The sequence below is a fragment of the Vibrio hyugaensis genome, assembly GCF_002906655.1.
Classification (GTDB): Bacteria; Pseudomonadota; Gammaproteobacteria; order Enterobacterales; family Vibrionaceae; genus Vibrio; species Vibrio hyugaensis.
The window spans coordinates 2,495,078-2,517,151 of the sequence record NZ_CP025794.1; the positions used below are offsets into that span (position 1 = coordinate 2,495,078).

The window sequence follows — 22,074 nt, forward strand, 5'->3', positions numbered from 1 at the left end:
TAGTTACTGCAAAGTCAGACATAATGATAAAAACAAAGGATGGGGTGCCATCCTTTGTCGTTTTCACCGATTTATAAATAAAATTTTCAGGGAAGTTATGACTCAACAAGACATTAAATTCATTGCCTTTGACCTAGACGGTACTTTGCTTGATAGCGTACCGGATCTAGCTGTTGCGGCAGACCAAGCCGTTCAAGCACTTGGTTTTCCTTCTGTTTCAGAAGAACAAGTTCGTGACTATGTTGGTAATGGCGCAGACGTGCTGATTGGGCGCTCACTAAGCCAAAGCCTGACCATCAACCCAGAGTTGAGCGAAGAGCTTCGTGCAAAAGCGCGTGTACTGTTTGATGACTACTACGAGCAAAGCGGTCACAAGCTAAGTCACCTATATCCAACGGTAAAAGAGACACTAGCAGAGCTGCACAAAGCGGGTTTTGTTATGGCGTTGGTGACCAACAAACCTTCAAAGTTTGTGCCTGATGTTTTAGAAAAACACGACATCGCAAAATACTTTGTTGATGTGCTAGGCGGCGACGCGTTTCCAGAGAAAAAACCAAACCCAATTGCACTGAACTGGTTGATGGAAAAGCACCAAATCCAACCTAGTGAAATGCTGATGGTCGGCGACTCGAAGAACGACATTCTCGCAGCAAAGAATGCAGGCTGTGCCTCATTTGGTCTGACTTATGGCTACAACCACGGTGAGCCTATCTCTGCATCAAATCCAGATTTCGTCGCTGACAGTTTGGCTGAATTATTGGATGTAGTAGCGGTTTCTGCATAACGGCTACAAAAGAGCTTCCAAAATACTCGTTAATGAGTACACTGAGTAAACCGTGCACCTATCGTTGCACGGTTTTTTTCATTTATTTAGATTAAGAAGTCAAAGGAATCATTCTAATGAGCAAACCCATTGTATTGAGTGGTGTTCAACCTTCAGGTGAACTAAGTATCGGTAACTACTTGGGTGCTCTACGTCAATGGCAGCAGATGCAAGACGATTATGATTGCCAATACTGTGTGGTAGACCTTCACGCGATTACGGTTCGTCAGGACCCTAAAGCACTGCATGAAGCGACGCTAGACGCACTGGCGATCTGTCTGGCAGTTGGTGTTGACCCGAAGAAGAGCACGCTATTTGTTCAGTCACACGTACCAGAGCATGCTCAACTTGGTTGGCTTCTTAACTGTTACACCCAGATGGGTGAACTGGGTCGTATGACGCAGTTTAAAGACAAATCTGCACGTTACTCAAACGACAGCTCCAGCCAGTTTGGTGATGTAAACGTTGGTCTGTTTGACTACCCAGTACTGATGGCGGCAGACATCCTGCTTTACGGTGCGCACCAAGTGCCTGTAGGTAGCGACCAGAAGCAACACCTAGAGCTAGCGCGTGATATTGCTAACCGCTTTAACAACATCTACTCACCAGAGCAGCCAATCTTCCAAGTGCCAGAGCCTTACATTCCGACGGTAAACGCGCGTGTAATGAGCCTTCAAGACGCAACGAAGAAGATGTCTAAATCCGATGACAACCGCAAGAACGTTATCACGTTGCTGGAAGAGCCTAAGTCGATCATTAAGAAGATCAACAAAGCGCAAACCGACACAGAAACGCCACCGCGTATCGCTCACGATTGGGATAACAAGGCAGGTATCTCTAACCTAATGGGTCTATACTCTGCGGCAACAGGTATGAGCTTCGAAGAGATTGAAGCCAAATACCAAGGCGTTGAAATGTACGGTCCATTCAAGAAAGACGTTGGTGAAGCATTGGTGACTATGCTTGAGCCAATTCAGGCTGAATACCACCGCATCCGTGCTGACCGCGCTTACATGAACGAAGTAATGAAGCAAGGCGCTGAGAAAGCATCGGCACGTGCGGCTGAAACGTTGAAGAAAGCATACGAAGCAGTGGGTTTTGTCGCTCGCCCATAGTTGCTCAAAAACATCAGAATTGAAAAGCTCCACCATTGGTGGAGCTTTTTTTATACCCATTGATCTACGAACATAAATAACCTCAAAGGCTATTTTTAATGGCGCAGTAAAGGAAAGAAATAATAAGTTTCGTCATTCTAAATTAGCATTGCTTAATGTTTAAATTATATTGCTAGAATTGAATTAATTCAGATTAAATACTCATCCATTCACGTAGCATGCTGAGTGATATAAAACCGAGTAATAAGTCTAATTATTGATATTTATATTCTTAGTTGCTGTATTTGTTACAAAAACTGTTTAAATGGGCAGCCCTGGCATAATTTTGCGTATTCACGTGTGATATATTTCACGGCTTTTACTGGTGTTTCTTATTTATTTCATAAATAAACCTGATAGTAGGCACAAATGGTGGGCTCTGCTCAGGGCTTAGTTTGCATTTAAATAAATATCAGGTACGACAATGGATACGTTAATCAAACCCTCTTTACTTGCACTGACGATTGCCAGCGCGCTTAGTGCCAATGCTAACGCAGAAATTATCCTTTCCCAATATGTTGAAGGTGGCTCATACAACAAAGCCGTAGACATCGTGAACACGGGCGATACCGCGGTGACGTTGACAGGTTATGAGCTAGCGAAATCATCAAACGGTGGCGGTACTTGGGGGAGCACACTCGACCTTAGCCAAGTGACGTTACAAGCTAACCAAGTGTATGTACTGGCTCATGGTGACGCGAGCGATGCCATCAAAGCTGTCGCGGATATCACAGATAAAAGCGTTGCGAACTTTAACGGTGACGACCCGATCGCACTGCTTAAAGATGGCGAAGTGCATGACATCATCGGTGTGATGGGTGACGTAGATTTTGGTAAAGACACCACATTGGTTCGTAACAGTGATGCACTAACCCCTTCTGCTACTTATGATGCATCTCAGTGGACGGCATTTGAGAAAGACAACATTGACGGTCTTGGTGAGCTAAATGCGACTGAGCCACCAGCACCATTCGCTTGTGAAGTAGACGGTCAACAACCTAACTTCACCACCATTCAAGATATTCAAGGTGAAGGCGATTCGTCACCATTTATTGATGGTTACCCATACATTACTGACGAAGATCATTTCGTAACTGGTGTTGTGACTGCTGTTACCACTGGCCTAACCAAAGGTTTCTACCTGCAAGCGTTAGAAAATGACAACAACGACAAGACTTCAGAAGGCTTGTTCATTCATACCGATGCCGCGGATACCAATCTAAAAGCAGGCGATGTTGTTTGTGTGAAAGGTAAAGTTCAAGAGTATTACAGCAATACTCAGCTAGCTTCTGATGCTAACAGTTATGTGAAAACTGGCACATCGGATATTCCTCGAGTTACCGATCTTGTTATCAAAGAAGGTGAGACACTACGTGATGCGCTAGAGCATCATGAAGGCATGCAAGTTGAACTGAAATCAGCAAGCGAGTTGTTTGTGACTCGTAATTTCTCTTACGACTATGATTCGCGTCGCAATAACATGATGCTTTCACATGAAGCGCCGTTATTTAAGCCAACTCAATTGCACGCAGCAGAGAGCGATGCCGCGGTTGCGTTAGCAAAAGACAACGCAGCGAATCGCGTATACCTAGAATCTGATGGCAAAGCACCAAACGGCCAAATCCCTTACTACCCTGACTTTGCTAAAGATGCAGACCAAGATGGCTCTTCTGAGCAGCACATTCGCCTTGGTTCGCGAGTAGAGGGTCTGCAGGGCGTCGTGGCTTACAGCTACAACGAATACCGCTTGATTGCGACCAATGAAGTCGATAACACCAACTTCGTGACTTCAGGTGAAGACTTCGACGTGGCTCGTAAAGATGCGCCAGCGATTGCGGATTCAGATTTGCGTATCGCGAGCTTTAACGTACTGAACTACTTCAACTCTGTGGCTGACAGCGGTCATGAAAACCCAACCGGACAAAATCGTGGGGCAGAAAACCTCGATGAGTTCCTGATCCAACAAGCGAAAATCGTTGCGGCGATGAATAAGATGGACGCTGACATCATTGGCTTGATGGAAGTCGAAAACAACGGCTTTGGTGATAGCAGTGCGGTGAAGAACTTGGTGGATGCATTGAATGCTGAAATCGAAGACACAGAAGATCATTACACTTACGTTGAAATCGCGGATCAAGACAAATACCAAGACGAATACTTTGGTAGTGATGCGATCATGGTGGCGATCCTATACCGTGCAAACGAAGTGACGCCAAAAGAAGTTGCGAAAGTGATTGTAACGCCAGAGCAGCACATCGAAGAAAACACCATTACGCGTAATGACGGTGCAGAAGGCAACCCAGCTTACGACAAATACCAGCGTCATAGTCTGCTACAAACCTTTACAGTGAAAGAGACCGGTAAAGATCTATCTGTTGTGGTTAACCACTTCAAATCGAAAGGCTCTGAATGTATTGAAGAATGGATTGCGGGCGTAGAAGACTCTGAGCCGGCGGATCTGCAAGGCAACTGTAACAACTTCCGTGTTTCTGCAGCCAACATTGTGGGTGACGCTCTGAAAGGCATTGAAGGTGACGTGCTAGTAATGGGTGACCTAAACGCCTACGGCATGGAAGATCCTCTGCTTACACTGACTGATTACTCGAAAGAGAAATACGGCCGTGATATCTACACTGCTGCTTACACAACCATTGGTGGTGGTGAGCTTCAAGTCGAGAAGACCAAAATTGAAAAAGGTTACGGTTACCATAACCTGAACACGGTACTTCACGGCGCAGACACCTTCTCATACACCTACTCTGGTGAGCTAGGTAACTTAGACCACGCGTTGGCGAGCAACAGCTTGGCACAAAAAGTGGTGGCGATTGAAGATTGGCACATCAACTCACTAGAAAGTAACTTGTTCGAATACAGCAGCAAGTACACAGGTGATATGCCGAAGTACAAAGATGCGTTCTCGGCATCTGACCACGATCCAGTGATCATCGCGATTGATTTCCCGGATACAGACATCGATCTACCAAGCTCAGGTGAAAACCTAGCGGTGGAAGTTCGTCTGCCACCAAACGCAGTTGTTGGTGATATCGTGACGGTAAGCCTAACGGAAGCAACTCAAGCGGCGTCGTCAACCTCTGATGCTGATGGCTACGAAGCGAGTGCAACTCTGACACAAGCGGACATTGATGCTCGCAGTGTCAGTGTGGAATTCGACAAAGCTCCAACAGAAGGCCAGTACGTACTAGAAGAGAAAGTGACAGATTCGACGGGCAACACCGTTAAGTTCAGTGATTCTCGCGATGTTACGTTAGAGCCGTCGAGCACTAACCCATCAGACGATGATGATGGTGGCTCATTTGGCTTTGGCGCGCTAATTGCGCTGTTAGGTCTAGGCTTATTCCGCCGTCGCCGCTAAGCGAATTCATTTCCTGACAAACAGTTCCTAAATAGCTGTAAAGACCAAAGGCCAGCCTATGCTGGCCTTTTTATTCAGCAAAAACTTGCCTTTCTTGCTTGGTATAGCAAAATACCGCCCTTGATTGTCACGAACGTGGCGATTCACCACGTAAGCATTGCCAAAACGGATTGGAGCAACCGACACTTTATGTTGTTGATCATCGATAACTACGACTCTTTTACCTACAACCTTTACCAATACTTCTGTGAGCTTGGTGCAGACGTAAAGGTGGTGCGTAACGATGAGATCGACATCCAAGGCATTGAGGCGCTCAACCCAACTCATTTGGTGATCTCTCCTGGGCCATGTACCCCTAACGAAGCAGGTATCTCTCTACAAGCCATTGAGCACTTTGCTGGTAAGTTACCTATCTTGGGCGTTTGCCTTGGTCATCAGGCGATTGCACAGGTGTTTGGAGGGGAAGTGGTACGTGCTCGACAAGTGATGCACGGTAAGACATCACCGATTCGTCACAATGGTCGCAGTGTGTTTAAAAACCTCAATAACCCGCTCACGGTAACCCGCTACCACTCTCTTGTGGTGAAAAACGGTACGTTACCAAAGGTGTTTGAATTGACCGCGTGGACTGAGTTGCCTGACGGAACCATGGATGAAATCATGGGTTATCAGCATAAAACCCTGCCAATTGATGCAGTACAGTTTCATCCTGAATCAATTAAGACAGAACAAGGCCACGAACTACTCGCAAACTTTCTTGCGCGTAAAACGATCTGATCGCGATCACTTTTCTTAACAAATTCTTCATATTTTGCGCCTGAGAAGGGGAATGCAAAACTATGCGTTCTGCCAATTAGGTAGGGCCTATTCATTTTTCTCATTTCTTTCTGAACCTTGTCATGCATGGTTTTTATAAAAAATCGCTTCTCTATTTGCGTTTCTTGGTGCATAAATAATCATAGATAGTGAGTATGAGGTGTTACGCTCGCATACGAAAAGAATAAATCACTATTGAAATGGTTAATCAAATGTAAATACAATGCCGTATTAGCTTAAATGCAAAACATTATTTGCTGGCAAAGAGTGCTGGTTAAATTCGCTTATCTGCTAGGCATGCGGTATCAAGAAGGAATGTGCAATGACAACGGAAAACAAAGTAGAGCGCGGTTTATTCGATGAGGTAATGGTACCTTGCTATAACCCGATGGAAATGATCCCTGTAAAAGGTGAAGGTTCACGTATTTGGGATCAGAACGGAAATGAATACATCGACTTTGCTGGTGGTATTGCGGTGAGCTGTCTTGGTCATTGTCACCCAGTTATGGTGAACGCATTGACTGAGCAAGGTAACAAGCTTTGGCACCTAAGTAATGTTATGACTAACGAGCCAGCACTGCGATTGGCGAAGAAGTTAACAGAAGTCAGCTTTGCTGAGCGCGTGTTCTTCGCTAACTCTGGCGCAGAAGCAAACGAAGCGGCACTAAAACTGGCGCGCCGTTATGCAGCAGACGTTCATGGTACTGAGAAATCTGAAATCATCGCATTCAAACAAGGTTTCCACGGTCGTACTTTCTTCACCGTAACGGTAGGCGGCCAAGCGGCTTACTCTGACGGTTTCGGTCCTAAGCCAGGCGACGTAACGCACCTCCCTTACAATGATATCGAAGCGCTGCAAGCACATATGTCTGATCGCACTTGTGCGGTGATGATGGAGCCTCTACAAGGTGAGGGCGGCATCATTCCACCAACACCTGAATTCGCTCAAGCGGTTCGCGAGCTGTGTGACAAGCACAACGCACTACTGATCTTCGATGAAGTTCAAACGGGTAATGGTCGTACTGGTCACTTCTACGCATACCAAGGTTTAGGCATTACGCCAGACATCCTAAGCACTGCGAAATCATTAGGCGGCGGTTTCCCTATCGGTGCCATGCTGACGACAGAGAAACTGTCTGAACACATGAAAGTCGGTACGCACGGTTCGACATACGGCGGTAACCCGCTAGCATGTGCCGTTGCCGAAGCGGTCGTTAATGAAGTGACTAAACCAGAAGTATTGGCTGGTGTACTAGAGCGTGAAGCGATGTTCCGTGAGGGTCTAAATAAGATCAACGCGAAATACAACATCTTCTCTGAAGTGCGCGGTAAAGGTCTACTGCTTGGTGCTGCACTGAACGAAGAGTGGCAAGGTCGTGCGCGTGACGTACTGGTTGCTGCGGGTAAACAAGGTCTCATGGTATTGGTTGCGGGTGCCAATGTCGTACGTTTCACACCATCACTCGTTATCACACAACAAGAAATCGAAGAAGGTTTGGCGAAGCTGGACAAAGCGATCGCAACACTGGTCTAAGCGCGGTCCCCGTTTATCGTCAACCTAGAAACCCCCATCAAGGATCTCTGATGGGGGTATTGTTCCTACAATATAGTTAGGATCTTCTTGCATCTGGAGGGAGTATTGATGCTAGTAGTTCGCCCTATCGCAATGTCGGATTATGACGCGCTGCACACTTGTGCGGTTGAGTCTGGTCATGGGTTTACATCTCTACCGGTTAACGAAGAACTGTTAACCAATCGAATTAAACATTCAGAGTACAGTTTTGGCAAACCAGATGTGTATGAAGCCGGTGATGAAGGCTACCTGATGGTGGGCTTTGAGTCTGAAACTGGTGAAGTCGCAGGTACCACAGGCATTGAAGCTTCGATCGGCTGGGATGTGCCTTTCTATTCTTACCACATCAGTAAAGTGGTGCACTCGTCACCAAAGCTTGGCGTAAACAACGTGGTTAAGCTGCTGACGTTTGGTAACAACTACACGGGTAACAGCGAAATCTGTACCTTGTTCCTACGCGAGAAATTCCGTGGTGGCTTGAACGGGCGTCTGATGTCTAAGTGTCGTTTCTTAATGATGGCAGAGCACCCAGAACGCTTCTCGGAAACTATCTTTGCTGAAATGCGTGGTGTTTCTGATGACCAGGGCAACTCACCATTCTGGCAATGGCTTCAAGAGCATTTCTTCTCTATCGATTTCACGCTTGCGGATTACCTAACCGGTATCGGTAAGAAAGGTTTTATCGCTGATTTGATGCCGAAATTGCCAATCTACATCAACTTGCTAAGCCCAGAAGCACAAGCCGTAATAGGTAAGGTGCACGATAACACGCGTCCTGCTCTGAAGCTGCTTGAGCGCGAAGGTTTTACTAACCGTGGTTACGTCGACATCTTCGATGGTGGCCCAACGGTGGAGTGTGACCTACGCAATATCGAATCGGTACGTCACTCGTTCCGTGCCCAAGTCAAAATCTCTGAGCATACCAGTACACAAGACTTCTTGATGTGTAACTCATCATTCGAGAACTTCCGTGCTGCAGCTGCAAAAGCGGCTTACGACGCTGAAACGCAAAGCGTTGTATTGGCTCCTGAACTTGCTGATGCGCTTTTGGTTGAGGAAGGGGATTTTGTTCGCCTTCTTCCGCAGTAACTGACGACAGAATTTAAGGATAGAAACAATGACACATTGGATTGCAGGTGAATGGGTACAAGGTCAGGGTGAAGGATTTACGTCTCTGTCGCCGTACAACCAAGAAGTGATATGGCAAGGCAACGGTGCAACGGCAGAACAAGTGAACCAAGCGGTTTCGGCGGCACGTGAAGCGTTTGTTGATTGGAAGAAGCGCCCATTTGCAGAGCGAGAAGCGATCGTGCTGGCTTTTGCTGAAAAAGTAAAAGAGAACAGCGAAAAAATCGCCGAAGTGATTGCCAAAGAAACCGGTAAGCCGATTTGGGAAACACGCACCGAAGCGGCAGCAATGGCAGGTAAAATTGCGATTTCCATCCGTGCTTACCACGACCGTACGGGTGAAGCTGCACGTGAAGCCGCAGGCAACCAAATTGTATTGCGCCACCGCCCACTGGGTGTGATGGCGGTATTCGGTCCTTATAACTTCCCAGGTCACTTGCCAAATGGCCATATTGTGCCAGCACTACTTGCTGGTAACACCGTTGTCTTTAAACCGTCTGAGCAAACGCCATGGACGGGTGAACTCGCTATGAAGCTGTGGGAAGAGGTCGGTCTACCAAAAGGTGTGATTAATCTCGTCCAAGGCGCGAAAGAAACCGGCATTGCGCTTGCGGATGCGAAAGGCATTGATGGCGTGCTGTTCACCGGTAGTGCAAACACAGGTCATGTTCTGCATCGTCAGTTTGCTGGTCAGCCGGGCAAAATGCTGGCGCTTGAAATGGGTGGCAATAACCCGATGGTTATCTCGGATAACTACGGCGACCTAGATGCGACGGTTTATACCATCATCCAATCGGCTTTCATCAGTGCAGGTCAGCGCTGTACTTGTGCACGTCGTCTTTACATTCCATTTGGCGACAAGGGTGATGCCGTCATTACTAAGCTGGTGGAAGCGACACTCAATATTAGAGTCGGCCAACCATTTGCAGAACCTGCGCCATTTATGGGACCACAGATTTCGGTCGCGGCAGCTAAATTCATTCTGGATGCACAAGCAAACCTACAAGCACTTGGTGGAGAAAGCTTGATTGAAGCGAAAGCAGGCGAAGCGGCGTTTGTTTCTCCAGGAATTATTGATGTGACGAACATTGCTGAACTGCCAGATGAAGAGTACTTCGGTCCACTTCTGCAAGTAGTGCGCTACGAAGGGCTAGAGAAAGCGGTAGAACTGGCTAACGATACACGCTTTGGCCTTTCTGCGGGTCTGGTTTCAACCGACGACCAAGAGTGGGAATACTTCGTGGACCACATTCGTGCCGGCATCGTGAACCGCAATCGCCAGCTAACGGGCGCAAGTGGTGACGCACCATTTGGTGGTCCGGGTGCGTCGGGTAACCTACGTCCAAGTGCTTACTACGCAGCAGACTACTGTGCGTATCCAATGGCATCAATGGAAGGACAAGAGGCGGTCTTGCCTGCCACATTGAGTCCGGGTGTAAGCCTGTAATAGAGAAAACGAAGCGGTGACAAAGTATCGCCGCTTCTCTCTGCCGGAGCTATTTACCAAGTTAGGATTCTGGTAAGCGCGCTGGCAAACGCCAAAGGCGAGCTTAAGACTCTCCAGTGCGTGTTGACTGACTGGCACTTATGCCACACATACCGTCACAGGTTGATGACCGCTCGTTCGTGATTCTGGACAGCCTCCGGGCTGTGAACGAGCGGTCAACTTCTCTTACCCCTAACTCTACATTGCATAACAAGGAGTCGTTATGACGCCCGATGTGTTATTTGAATCGCTATGGCAAGACTACATTAAACGTCTTTGTCCTTCCGCTGCTAAAGTCCATCAACTTCTTCAAGAAGATGAGCCTCTGATTAATGACCATATTGCTCTACGTACGTTTAATGTCGATCCCCTAGGCATTGAAACGTTAGCGAAGCCATTCTTGGCGGTGGGCTACAAAGCCTGTGGTGACTACGTATTTGAAAGCAAAAAGCTGGTAGCAAAACATTTTGAGCACCCAGATCCAAAACAACCAAAAGTCTTCATCAGTGAATTGAAAGTGGATGAGTGCTCACCAGAGCTACAAGCCATTGTTCATAAATTGGTAGAGCAGGTTGATGCTTCTAAACTGACAGGCAGTGACTTCTTATACGGCGGACGTTTGTGGAACCTCGGCTATGCTGACTTCCAAACCTTGGCGAAAGAGAGTGAATACGCTTCTTGGCTTGCTGCGCACGGTTACGGAGCTAACCACTTCACAGTGAGCGTTAATCAACTCAACCAGCATCAAGAAGTGAAGCAAGTGAACGACTACCTACGCACTGCTGGTTTCACCATCAACGAGAATGGCGGTGAAGTAAAAGGCACGCCAGAGGTGCTACTAGAGCAATCATCGACCATGGCAGACAAAGTGCCAGTGACCTTTACTGAAGGCGTTGAGGTGATTCCTGGAGGCTTCTACGAGTTTGCTAAGCGCTATCCAATGGATAACGGTGAGTTGTACCCAGGATTTGTGGCTGCATCGGCAGATAAGATCTTCGAAAGCACCAACGGTTAATAGATACGAGAACGGGCTATGCCCTATGAATTCGGAAACGCTTCGCCTCGGGAGGCTTTAACTCTCGGAATCTGAGAGGGCTATATCTCGAAGGACGAAGTCCGCTCTCGGAACGCAGTGTTCCCAATTCTCGGCTCTTTGTTTTCCGTTCCCTATTCTCAGCTCTTAAAAACAAAAAAGCCACCAAACTTGCATTTGGTGGCTTTTAAATTTTTTAAACGTTAATCGAGATTAACGAGTTCCGTAAACAACGATAGTTTTACCGTGCGCAGAAATTAGGTTCTGCTCTTCTAGCATCTTCAAGATACGACCTACTGTTTCACGAGAACAGCCAACGATTTGGCCGATTTCTTGACGAGTGATCTTGATTTGCATGCCGTCTGGGTGCGTCATCGCATCTGGCTGTTTAGCAAGGTTCAGAAGAGTCTGAGCGATACGACCAGTTACGTCTAGGAACGCTAGGTCACCCACTTTTTGGCTAGTAACTTGTAGACGACGAGCCATTTGCGCAGAAAGACGCATTAGGATGTCTGGGTTAACTTGGATAAGTTGACGGAATTTCTTGAAAGAAATCTCAGCCACTTCACAAGGAGATTTAGCGCGAACCCAAGCTGTACGCTCTTGGTCTTCTTCGAATAGACCAAGTTCACCAATGAAGTCGCCCTGGTTTAGGTAAGAAAGGATCATTTCCTTACCTTCTTCGTCTTTGATAAGAACCGCAACAGAACCTTTAACGATGTAGTACAAAGTCTCTGCTTTTTCGCCCGCGTGAATTAGCGTGCTTTTTGATGGGTACTTATGAATATGACAGTGTGAAAGAAACCACTCTAATGTTGGGTCGGTTTGAGGTTTACCTAGAACCATAATATCTCACTTCCTCTGCAGGGTACGCTTGCGCTATCCATATTTTAGCTAAGCCTGAATTGGCCTACTAGAATAAGAGCACTTTTTATATGCTGCAAGCTCTCTTGTGTTTCGGTTAGAAATAGTATCCTTTTTCGAAAACGATTTCTTGATTTTAATCGTGCCATCATTGAGATTTTGTAAGCAAAACTGTGCACATGATCACGGTATGAAAAGTAAACACTACGATGGCAAGGTTTTTAGCCAATTTTCCCTGTTTCGATAAGTTGCTGCAGAATCGGCCTTACTATGAGCTCCATTGCAAAGCTCATCTTACCGCCCGGTACCACAATAGTATTGTGGCGAGACATGAATGAGCCATCAATCATTGCCAGTAAATAAGGAAAGTCGACATTCTTTATGCCGCGAAGGCGTATGACAACAAAACTCTCATCTAAACTTGGGATGCCTTTGGCATTGAGTGGGTTGGATGTATCGACCGTTGGGACACGCTGAAAGTTGATGTGCGTTCGAGAGAACTGCGGGGTGATGTAGTTTAGGTAGTCATCCATTGAGCGCACGATCGAATCCATGACCGCTTCTCTTGAGTGGCCACGATCGCGCGTGTCACGGACGAACTTTTGAATCCATTCTAAGTTGACGATTGGCACCATGCCAATTAGAAAGTCGACGTGACGTGCCACATTGACATCGCCATCCACCACGCCACCATGCAAGCCTTCGTAGAACAAGACATCACTGTTTTCTGGCAGATCTTGCCAAGGTGTAAAGGTGCCCGGCATTTGGTTATATGGGACCGCTTCATCAAAGGTGTGCAGATAACGGCGCACGCTGCCAGTGCCATCTTCACCAAACTGACGAAAGAACTCTTCTAACCCCGGAAAGTCATTGGCTTGTGGACCAAAGTAACTGATGTGTTTGCCTTGCTCGCGGGCTTTACGGATTTCGACGTCCATTTCTGGACGAGTAAAACGGTGAAAGCTATCGCCTTCGACCCATGCAGGTTTGACGTTCATCATATTGAACATCTTGCGGAAGGCTTCAGATGTAGTGGTGGTACCGGCACCGGATGAACCAGTAACCGCAATGATTGGATGTTTAGCTGACATGACAAACCTTGTCGAAAATTACTTACCTGTAAAGTGCAGCATGCGTATGCTGCACGGTCGATAACCCACTATAGCACGTAACAAGCCCTTGTCATCGAGTGGGGTACGGTAAAATGTGAAGGGTCTAAAACTTTGCTTTTAATTGAATATCTACTGTTTCATGCAGCTCAGAAAAGACGATGAGTGCTTCACCTTTTTCTAATTGGTATTTGACCTGATCGATTTTACTTTGCAGTGAAACTTCGACCGAGCCATAGTCGGTGCCTTCACGTAGTACGAATTCACGAATCAAATTTTCCAGCGTTTCTGGCGCGATGTCTTGCCAAGGGATGACCATAAATACCTCAAACTTTTATGATGTTTAAGCGCGCCTTGGGTTGGAGTCTGGCGCGCCTAAGTAGTTTACTGTGTTCGTGGCACGGATACAGCAGAAAGGTACTCCGCAGCGATACTTTCGTAATAAGCAGGTAGGGCTTCTTCTAACCAAAACTTTGGTTTGAGAGCGGTTCCCGTAAGAAAACCCACATGCCCCCCATGCTCATAAAGTCGGTAATCGATGTTATCTGGCAACACAAATTTCGGGATCACTTCTTCCGTCATAAACGGATCGTCTTTTGCGTGGATTATCAGCGTCGGTAGAGTGATCTGTTGCAGCTTGCTTAAGCCAGAACATTGATCGTAATAATCTTGTGCGTCTTTAAAGCCATGCAGAGGGGCTGTGATCAAGTCGTCGAACTCATACAAGCGAGTCACACGTTTGATCGAGTTATACGACAGTGCGAGTTCGCCTTGGATTAAGTCATGCTTTTGCAGTGCATTACGCTTTAGTGAAGAGAGTAAGTAACGTCGATAGACCTTCGAGAAGCCTTGCTCAATACGATTGGCACATGCCGCTAAATCAAGCGGTGCAGAGACAATCGTCGCGGCACTCAAGATCGGGTCACCTTTGTACTTAGCTAAATAGTTCGCCAGCATGTTACCGCCGAGGGAGATCCCTACTGCGATTTTTGGATTGTTGGGGAACTGCTGATTGAGCTGCTCAAGAAAGAAACGAGCGTCCGTTACTTCGCCAGAATGATAGGCGCGGGCTTTCTTGTTTGGCTTACCACTGCAACCACGAAAGTGCATCATCACTGAAAGCCAACCCGATTTAGAGAAGGCGTTCATCAAACCGTTCGCATACGGGCTGTAGAAGCAGCCTTCCAAGCCATGAAAGAGGACGAAGATTGGTTTGTTGCGTGCGGCTTCGGAATCTGGCTGCTGGGACCACGCCAAATCGAGGAAGTCACCGTCCGGTGTATCGAGTGTTTGCCAAATAGGCGTAAACAGCGCTTTCTTGCGAATAAAGCGCGGTAATAGCGTCTGAAGGTGCGGGTTCTTAATCCCGGCGGCTGCGAAAAATTGTGTCATACCTAACTGCTCTTATATGGTCCTTCAATGTTCGCCGAAGAACTTATTAATATATTCCCTTATACCCAAGTAACCTCAAGATGCTCGTTTCAGCGAGAGTGATTTGGTTTGCAAACGAGGCAGAGATTTGAAGATCTAGTGGCTCTAAATCAAAAATCAATAACAAAGTGTGCAAGCCAAATCATCTCGCCCTTTGGGAGCTTGTCACTGAACCGATTTCATCGTCAAGCATCTTGGAAAGAGCTCGCTATTACGCTGCGCTGCTTTCCTTGATCTCGAATCAGTGACAATGCTCTGAACACTGCATCTTGAAGTCACTTGGGTATATAGCTTTAGTATAGATATTTTACTGGTTTATGACTGATTTATGGATGCTGAATTTTTGGAACTGGAAGGGAAAACGCTTGTTGAAGGTGCTCACCACCGAGCTGCCGACAATATCTTAGCGTTAATGGATCGCCATCGTTACTGACTAATTTTAATGAGTTGACGCAGTCAACGAGGTCGGATTGTTGCTGTTTTTCTAACTGCAGTTCGAACTGTAGTGCTTCGCGATAAAGGGCATCGTTGACTTGCGATTTTAGATGGCGACGTAACTCACGGTAGGAGTGCAGAAGGGTTTCGCTTCGACCAAGGCAACCTTGGACTAAATGCCAGTCCTGTTCTTGGAAAATGACTTGCTGCTCATCGAGCCATCTGAGCAGCAGTAGTAGATTCACATTGCCGTGATAGTTATTTTGCAACGACAAGCACGCTTCCTTCACTTCTCGCACACCATAAAATTGCAGACTGAACTGCCAAAGGTGTTCTAGGGTGAGAGTGTATTCTGCGTGCTCTTTTGTCATTGATTAAACTCTAGCTCCATCTGCTCTAACGTTTCTTGAGCAGACATCCATTCCATCTCTACGTCTTCAAGCTCAGATTTACTCGACGCTTGAAGTGCCAACACTTCATTAAGTTTAGCCTTGTTTTCTGCTTCATACAGAGAGTTATCCGATAATTGCTCTTCTGCTGATGCCAATGCTTCGCCTAACTTATCCATTTTATTTTCTAACTGTGTCAGGGTTTTGCGAATTGGCGCTGTCTGTTTGCGAAATTCTGCGTCACGTCGCTTCTGCTCTTTTTTTGCCGCAGCGCTGTTGTTGTTGTCTTTCTCTGGTTGTGCCGCTTGTGCTTCTTTACGCTCGGCTCTTTGTTGCTCTGTTAGCCACTTGTAGTAGTCATTGAGGTCACCATCAAATGGTGCGACTTGGCGGTCATGTACCAGATACAAGTCGTCCGTTGTTGCGCGCAGCAAGTAACGGTCGTGCGAAACAATGACCATCGCACCTTCAAAGGTTTGCAGTGCCATGGTCAATGCTTGGCGCATGTCCAAATCTAGGTGGTTGGTTGGTTCATCGAGTAGCAATAGGTTGGGTTTTTGCCACACAACTAATGCCAATACTAAACGCGCTTTTTCACCTCCAGAGAACGGTGCGACTTTTTCCAGTGCTTTATCACCTTGGAAGCCAAAGCTACCTAAGTAATCACGCAGTTGTTGTTCAGTTTGGTCTGGTGCAATCTGCATCATGTGTTGTAGCGGCGTTTCTTCTGGGTGCAGTGTTTCTAGTTGGTGCTGTGCGAAGTAACCGATCTTCACGCCTTGTGAGTATGTGAGATCGCCGCCTTGCGCTTTTAGCTCACCAGACAACAGTTTGATCAAGGTTGATTTACCTGCGCCGTTACGACCAAGTAGACCAATACGACTGCCTGGGACCAGATTCAAGCGGATCTTTTCTAAGATCAGGTTGTCACCGTAACCTGCCGATACCTCATCCATCATCATGATTGGGTTTGGCAAAGCCGCTGGCTCGCGGAATTGAAAGTTAAACGGGTTATCGAACTGTGCTGGCAGCACTTTTTCCATACGTTCTAGAGCCTTGATGCGGCTTTGTGCTTGGCGGGCTTTAGATGCTTTGTAACGGAAGCGGTCGATGTAGCTTTGCATGTGCGACATCTGTTTCTGTTGCTTCTCGAACATGGCTTGTTGCAACACCATTTTTTGTGCGCGCTGATTTTCAAACGATGAGTAGTTGCCCGTGTATTCGTTTAGCTGCTGGTTTTCGATGTGAATAATACGACCAACAATTGGGTCCAAAAAGTCACGGTCGTGCGAGATAAGAACCAATGTGCCTGGATAGTTTTGCAACCAACGTTCCAGCCACATTACTGCATCTAAGTCCAAGTGGTTGGTTGGTTCGTCAAGCAACAGTAGGTCTGAACGACACAATAGCGCTTGAGCCAAGTTGAGGCGCATACGCCAGCCACCTGAGAACTGAGTCAGATTCCAGCTCATTTGTTCTTGGCTAAAGCCCAGACCGTCAAGCAGTTCGGCAGCGCGCGCGCGAATACTGTAACCACCAATGGTTTCAATTTTTCCGTGGATCTCTGCAACCAACGTACCGTTGTCTTTTTCTTCGGCAATCATCAGTTGTTGCTCAAGACCACGAAACTCTCGATCACCATCAATGACGTATTCAATTGCGCTGCGGTCTAGTGCGGGAGTTTCCTGCGCTACCCATGCCAATTCCCAATGTTGCGGCTGACTGAATGAGCCAGCATCAATCGACAATTCGTCTTTCAGGAGTGCGAATAGAGTCGATTTACCGCAACCGTTTTTACCAACCAGTCCCACTTTGTCGCCTGGGTGAATGGTTGCAGAAGCTTGGTCTAAAAGAGGTTTACCGCCACGCAGTAACTGAATATCAGAAAAGGTAATCATAGGGCTTTAGTTCACTTTGCGCAGCGCGCGTTTCTTCGTCATTTATCTCGCGGTGAATAGTAGGGCTATTGGCGGGAAAAGTCGATCTCTGACCTTTAATTGCATTATGCTATACAAAAAAGTATAACAAACTGATAACGATAATTTTCCCTGAGAAATTAAAACAAGGACGACCATTTGGCTGTTGCAGCGTCTTATCCCCCAAGAGTTCTGGTGATTTATGCTCACCCTGAGCCGCAAAACTCCATTGCCAATCAAGTGATGATAAAAAAAATTCAATCACTTGATCACGTCACTGTGCATGATCTTTATGGTGCGTATCCTGATTTCTTTATTGATGTGAATTACGAACACGACCTGTTGATGACGCACGATGTGATCGTTTTTCATCATCCCCTCTATATGTATTCTTGCCCTGCGCTACTAAAAGAGTGGTTAGATCGCGTGCTAGGTAAAGGGTTTGCGTTTGGCGATGGCTGTGCACTTGAAGGTAAATATTGGCGTAGTGTTATCACCACGGGAGGCAAAGAAGATGCCTTTAGCCCACTTGGGTATAACAAATATCCATTAGAACAGATTTTACAACCTTTCGAGTTAACCGCTGCTCTTTGTCAAATGCACTGGATGGAACCTCTGGTGTTGTACTGGTCACGTAATGTCTCGGATATTGAGCGTTATCAGCATGCGGAACAATATCGTCAATGGCTGAACAACCCTTTGAATGAGTGGGGAGTACAAGGAGGTCATCATGGCGATAACCAGTGAGTTTCTTCAAAGCAGCGTGGTATTCCTTTCTGCTGCCGTCGTAGCAGTGCCGATTGCTCAGCGACTTGGTTTGGGCTCCGTGCTTGGCTACCTGATTGCTGGTGTTTTAATTGGTCCTTGGGGACTGGGTTTGATCAGCGATGTGGATGCGATTCTCCACTTTGCTGAACTTGGGGTGGTGTTGCTGCTGTTCTTAATTGGCTTGGAGTTAAACCCCAAAAAACTATGGCAAATGCGTGGACCAATACTTGGACTTGGGGGGGCTCAAGTCATTGTGACGACTGCCGTGATTGGCAGCATCGTCAGCCTGTTTGGTTTGAGCATGCAAGTGAGCTTAGTGATCGGCATGGGATTAGCACTCTCATCCACCGCGATTGCACTTAAAGTGATAGAAGAGCAAGGACAAGCCGGAACGGAAACCGGACAATCGGGCTTTGCGGTACTGTTATTCCAAGATATTGCTGTAATCCCAATGCTTGCCATGTTGCCATTACTCGCTGGTGGCACCAGTGGCGGTGATTGGCTGGATGCCTTGTGGGTGTTAGCCTCGGTGATCGGTTTATTGATAGGTGGTCACTTTTTACTGCGCCCTTTATTTCGTTTTGTCGTGATGAGTGGTGTGCGTGAACTTTTCACCGTTGCTGCTCTTCTAGTGGTACTTGGCATCTCTGTTGCGATGCAAAAGCTGGGGCTGTCGATGGCACTCGGTACTTTCTTAGCGGGCGTATTGCTGGCGGAAAGTGAATATCGTCATGAGCTGGAAATCGCGATAGAACCTTTTAAAGGTCTGCTACTTGGCTTGTTCTTTATCGCTGTTGGTATGGCGGTGAATTTGGGCTTATTAGCACTTCAACCGTTTGCGATTATTAGTGCCGTGATTGCCCTTGTTGTAGTTAAAGGCTTGGTGCTCTACGTTCTGGCGCGTACCGCCCGAGTTCGCGCAAAGTCGCGTAGTCGTATGGCGGCGATTTTGAGCCAAGGTGGTGAGTTTGCGTTTGTGATTTTCACCGCGGCAAGCCAAGAAGGGATCTTAACCAAAGAGCAAGTTTCCTTCTTATTGGTTGTGGTGAGTTTGTCGATGGTGACAACACCACTGCTGCTCATGGGGCAGAAAAAATGGTTCGCTCATACGCTGAACCAAGAAGAAGAGAGCGTGGCCAGCAATGTTGTTGATCGTCGACCACGAGTGATCATCGCAGGTTTTGGTCGTTTTGGTCAGATTGTTGGACGCTTGATGTATGCCAACAAGATCAAAGTAACGGTGCTAGAAAGTGACGCGAGCCAAATCCACTTGCTGCGTAAATACGGCTATAAAGTGTTTTACGGTGATGCGACTCAGATTGATTTGTTACGTGCCGCAGGTGCGGATAAAGCTGAAGCCTTAGTGATCTGTACGGATTCACCTGACGAAGTGATGGCGATTGTCGACATTTGTCGTGAGTACTTCCCGAATTTGAAGATCCTTGCGCGTGCACGCAGCCGTGTGGAAGCTTATCAGTTAATGAATCACGGTGTGCAAAACTACTCGCGTGAAACCTTTTTGGGCGCATTAGATCTAGGTCGCCAAGCGCTCGTAGAACTAGGCATGCATCCGTATCAAGCAAAGCGGGCAGAAGCACATTTTCGTAAACTAGATAATGCTATGCTCAAAGACTTACTGCCTCAGCATAATGAGGATAAAGAACTTGCTCAACGCTCGAAAGAGGCACGCAAAGAACTAGAAGAAATCTTCGGTCGCGAAATGGAAAGCGATCAACAGTCGCCAAATCATTGGAAGTAGTACCCGCACGGTATTAAGCGGGAAAAGGAACAAAAGTGAAAGCCAAGAAACGTTTTATCGCGGGTGCAAGCTGCCCGCAGTGTAGCCAGCAAGATACGTTGCGCTGGTGGATTGAGAACAATATCGAGTTAGTTGAATGTGTAGATTGTGATTACACCGAGCAGCGTAAACCGCAATCTGTAGAAAAAAATAAACACTCAGAACAAGAAATGATCGGGATTTTTAAGCCTGAGTAATTGAACTTCGTTAATTGATCCCCATAATACTACCATCTCGGTACTTAACCCCATTTTGGTTAAGTCAGTTAATCTCCCTGGAGTTAGTATGAAAATTGAAAAGAACGTTGTTGCAAGCCTTGCATACAAAGTAATGATGGAAGACGGTGTTGTTGTTGATCAATCAACAGCTGACGCGCCTCTTGATTACCTACACGGTCACAACAACCTAATCACTGGTCTTGAGAAAGAGCTAGAAGGTAAAGTGGCTGGCGACAAGTTTTCAGTAACAGTAGCTCCTGAAGATGCTTACGGCGATCACAACGACGCTCTAGTACAGCGCGTTCCTGCTGACGTATTCCAAGGCGTTGAGCAAATCGAAGTTGGCATGCGTTTCCTAGCAGACACTGACCAAGGTCCAATCCCTGTAGAAGTGACTGAAGTAGATGGCGACGAAGTTGTTGTAGACGGCAACCACATGCTAGCTGGCCAAACACTAACTTTCGAAGTTGAAGTTATGGCAACGCGTGAAGCAACAGCTGAAGAGATCGAACACGGCCACATCCACCAAGGTGGCGGTTGTTGTGGCGGTCACGACCACGATCACGAAGGCGGCTGCTGCGGTGGCGAAGAAAAAGCTGACGACCACGAATGCTGTGGCGGCGGCGGTTGCGGTTCTCACTAATCGCACGCTCTTTCTCTAGATAGCACTATCTAGAACAAGCTTTGAAAAGCGCAAGTTGAGGTTTCAACTTGCGCTTTTTGTTTATCTGGGGTGTAGTGCAAATCATACAAGGAATAACAGTTGGACAAAGCGATGACGAAACCTTTCTCGATTGCCATTCACGGTGGTGCAGGTACCATTTTGCGGGCACAGATGAGCGATGAACTGCAACAATCCATTTTGGCGGATTTAGAAGTTGCGGTGAAAGCGGGTCATCAAATCTTAGCAAAAGGTGGTGAAGCCTTAGATGCGGTCGTTGCTGCGGTAAAAGTGCTAGAAGACTCCCCTAATTTCAATGCAGGCAAAGGCTCGGTTCTTACTCATACTGAAATGGTAGAAATGGACGCCTCTGTAATGGATGGTAGAAACCAAGCGGCAGGTGCTGTTGCCGGTGTTCGTCATATTAAGAACCCCATTGAGCTCGCTCGTGATGTAATGAAAAACAGCAACCATGTGCTGTTAGTCGGCGAGGGCGCTGAGAAATTTGCTTTCGAACAAGGCCACGAGTACACCGAGCAAGATTACTTCTTCACTGATCGTCGCTATGAACAACTGATTTCTATGCGTGAGAAAGGCTTGTTTGCTCTTTCCGAGTCCCGTTACCCAGATGACCGTAAACACGGTACGGTTGGTGCGGTTGCATTGGACCAACAAGGCAACTTAGCGGCAGCAACCAGCACTGGCGGTGTGACCAACAAGAAATACGGTCGCGTGGGAGATTCCGCTCTGATTGGGTGCGGCACGGTGGCAGAGAATGGTGTTGTTGCGGTTTCCACTACAGGTGTCGGCGAGTTCTTTATCCGTAAACGAGTGGCGGAAGATGTCGCAGCGCGCATGCGTTATTTGCAAGAAAACGTCCACACTGCTTGTGAACATATCATCCAAGGTGAACTTAAAGAGATGGGCGGAGAGGGCGGTCTAATTGCCATCGATGCACAAGGTGAGTTGCACTTTGCGATGAACAGTTCTGGTATGTATCGAGCAGGGATCAACACTCAAGGTGAGTTGAGCGTAAACATTTACTCTGACGAGTAGCGATTCGCTTTCTTAAAGACAACAAAGCCCAGATAAGAGTCTG

19 protein-coding genes are annotated in these 22,074 nt (G+C 47.0%); 13 read left to right on the forward strand and 6 right to left on the reverse strand.

Annotated features, from left to right (window positions below; translation table 11 throughout):
• Window positions 1-97: 97 nt before the first annotated feature.
• From C1S74_RS12355 to C1S74_RS12390, 8 genes are all read left to right on the forward strand, one after another.
• The gene (locus tag C1S74_RS12355; protein ID WP_045400877.1) at window positions 98-784 is read left to right on the forward strand and encodes a phosphoglycolate phosphatase; all 687 of its coding nucleotides are present in this window, start codon (window positions 98-100) and stop codon (window positions 782-784) included.
• A gap of 116 nt (window positions 785-900) precedes the next feature.
• Complete coding sequence (gene trpS, locus C1S74_RS12360) at window positions 901-1,938, forward strand: tryptophan--tRNA ligase (RefSeq protein ID WP_005432761.1); 1,038 nt, start codon at window positions 901-903, stop codon at window positions 1,936-1,938.
• Window positions 1,939-2,401: 463 nt separating this feature from the next.
• Window positions 2,402-5,350 (forward strand): ExeM/NucH family extracellular endonuclease, encoded by a 2,949-nt coding sequence (locus C1S74_RS12365; protein WP_045400879.1) that lies wholly within the window; start codon window positions 2,402-2,404, stop codon window positions 5,348-5,350.
• 189 nt (window positions 5,351-5,539) lie between these two features.
• Window positions 5,540-6,127 (forward strand): aminodeoxychorismate/anthranilate synthase component II, encoded by a 588-nt coding sequence (locus tag C1S74_RS12370; protein ID WP_038872003.1) that lies wholly within the window; start codon window positions 5,540-5,542, stop codon window positions 6,125-6,127.
• Between the two features lie 361 nt (window positions 6,128-6,488).
• Window positions 6,489-7,700 (forward strand): aspartate aminotransferase family protein, encoded by a 1,212-nt coding sequence (locus tag C1S74_RS12375; RefSeq protein WP_045400882.1) that lies wholly within the window; start codon window positions 6,489-6,491, stop codon window positions 7,698-7,700.
• Window positions 7,701-7,808: 108 nt separating this feature from the next.
• The gene (gene astA, locus C1S74_RS12380) at window positions 7,809-8,828 is read left to right on the forward strand and encodes an arginine N-succinyltransferase (protein ID WP_045400884.1); all 1,020 of its coding nucleotides are present in this window, start codon (window positions 7,809-7,811) and stop codon (window positions 8,826-8,828) included.
• 28 nt (window positions 8,829-8,856) lie between these two features.
• Window positions 8,857-10,314, forward strand: a complete 1,458-nt coding sequence (gene astD / locus C1S74_RS12385) for a succinylglutamate-semialdehyde dehydrogenase (RefSeq protein WP_045400887.1) — start codon at window positions 8,857-8,859, stop codon at window positions 10,312-10,314.
• A 262-nt stretch (window positions 10,315-10,576) separates the two neighbouring features.
• The gene (locus C1S74_RS12390; protein WP_045400889.1) at window positions 10,577-11,368 is read left to right on the forward strand and encodes a DUF1338 domain-containing protein; all 792 of its coding nucleotides are present in this window, start codon (window positions 10,577-10,579) and stop codon (window positions 11,366-11,368) included.
• 231 nt (window positions 11,369-11,599) lie between these two features.
• On the opposite strand, the gene crp is transcribed toward C1S74_RS12390, so the two are convergent.
• The 6 genes from crp to C1S74_RS12420 all read right to left on the reverse strand — a co-directional run bounded on the left by crp (window position 11,600) and on the right by C1S74_RS12420 (window position 17,512).
• The gene (gene crp, locus C1S74_RS12395) at window positions 11,600-12,232 is read right to left on the reverse strand and encodes a cAMP-activated global transcriptional regulator CRP (RefSeq protein ID WP_005381432.1); all 633 of its coding nucleotides are present in this window, start codon (window positions 12,230-12,232) and stop codon (window positions 11,600-11,602) included.
• Between the two features lie 239 nt (window positions 12,233-12,471).
• Entirely contained in the window at window positions 12,472-13,341 is an 870-nt protein-coding gene (locus C1S74_RS12400) for a phosphoribulokinase (protein ID WP_005432770.1), read from the reverse strand.
• A gap of 124 nt (window positions 13,342-13,465) precedes the next feature.
• Complete coding sequence (locus C1S74_RS12405; RefSeq protein ID WP_038877274.1) at window positions 13,466-13,678, reverse strand: YheU family protein; 213 nt, start codon at window positions 13,676-13,678, stop codon at window positions 13,466-13,468.
• A gap of 65 nt (window positions 13,679-13,743) precedes the next feature.
• Entirely contained in the window at window positions 13,744-14,751 is a 1,008-nt protein-coding gene (locus C1S74_RS12410; RefSeq protein ID WP_038871988.1) for a hydrolase, read from the reverse strand.
• Window positions 14,752-15,116: 365 nt separating this feature from the next.
• Complete coding sequence (locus tag C1S74_RS12415; RefSeq protein WP_038871985.1) at window positions 15,117-15,596, reverse strand: TIGR02444 family protein; 480 nt, start codon at window positions 15,594-15,596, stop codon at window positions 15,117-15,119.
• Entirely contained in the window at window positions 15,593-17,512 is a 1,920-nt protein-coding gene (locus tag C1S74_RS12420) for an ABC transporter ATP-binding protein (protein ID WP_038871983.1), read from the reverse strand. Before C1S74_RS12420 ends, C1S74_RS12415 begins: the two co-directional genes overlap by 4 nt.
• A 177-nt stretch (window positions 17,513-17,689) precedes the next feature.
• On the opposite strand from C1S74_RS12420, the gene kefG reads away from it, so the two are divergent.
• The 5 genes from kefG to C1S74_RS12455 all read left to right on the forward strand — a co-directional run bounded on the left by kefG (window position 17,690) and on the right by C1S74_RS12455 (window position 22,031).
• Window positions 17,690-18,277, forward strand: coding sequence for a glutathione-regulated potassium-efflux system ancillary protein KefG (gene kefG / locus C1S74_RS12430; protein WP_038877278.1), 588 nt, complete (start codon window positions 17,690-17,692; stop codon window positions 18,275-18,277).
• Entirely contained in the window at window positions 18,261-20,057 is a 1,797-nt protein-coding gene (gene kefB / locus C1S74_RS12435; RefSeq protein ID WP_045400892.1) for a glutathione-regulated potassium-efflux system protein KefB, read from the forward strand. Before kefG ends, kefB begins: the two co-directional genes overlap by 17 nt.
• Window positions 20,058-20,092: 35 nt before the next feature.
• Window positions 20,093-20,293: a YheV family putative zinc ribbon protein gene (locus C1S74_RS12440; RefSeq protein WP_010443959.1), complete on the forward strand. Its 201-nt coding sequence runs from the start codon at window positions 20,093-20,095 to the stop codon at window positions 20,291-20,293.
• An 88-nt stretch (window positions 20,294-20,381) separates the two neighbouring features.
• Window positions 20,382-20,957: a peptidylprolyl isomerase gene (gene slyD, locus C1S74_RS12445; RefSeq protein WP_038871977.1), complete on the forward strand. Its 576-nt coding sequence runs from the start codon at window positions 20,382-20,384 to the stop codon at window positions 20,955-20,957.
• A gap of 132 nt (window positions 20,958-21,089) precedes the next feature.
• Complete coding sequence (locus C1S74_RS12455; protein ID WP_045400896.1) at window positions 21,090-22,031, forward strand: isoaspartyl peptidase/L-asparaginase family protein; 942 nt, start codon at window positions 21,090-21,092, stop codon at window positions 22,029-22,031.
• Window positions 22,032-22,074: the final 43 nt, after the last annotated feature.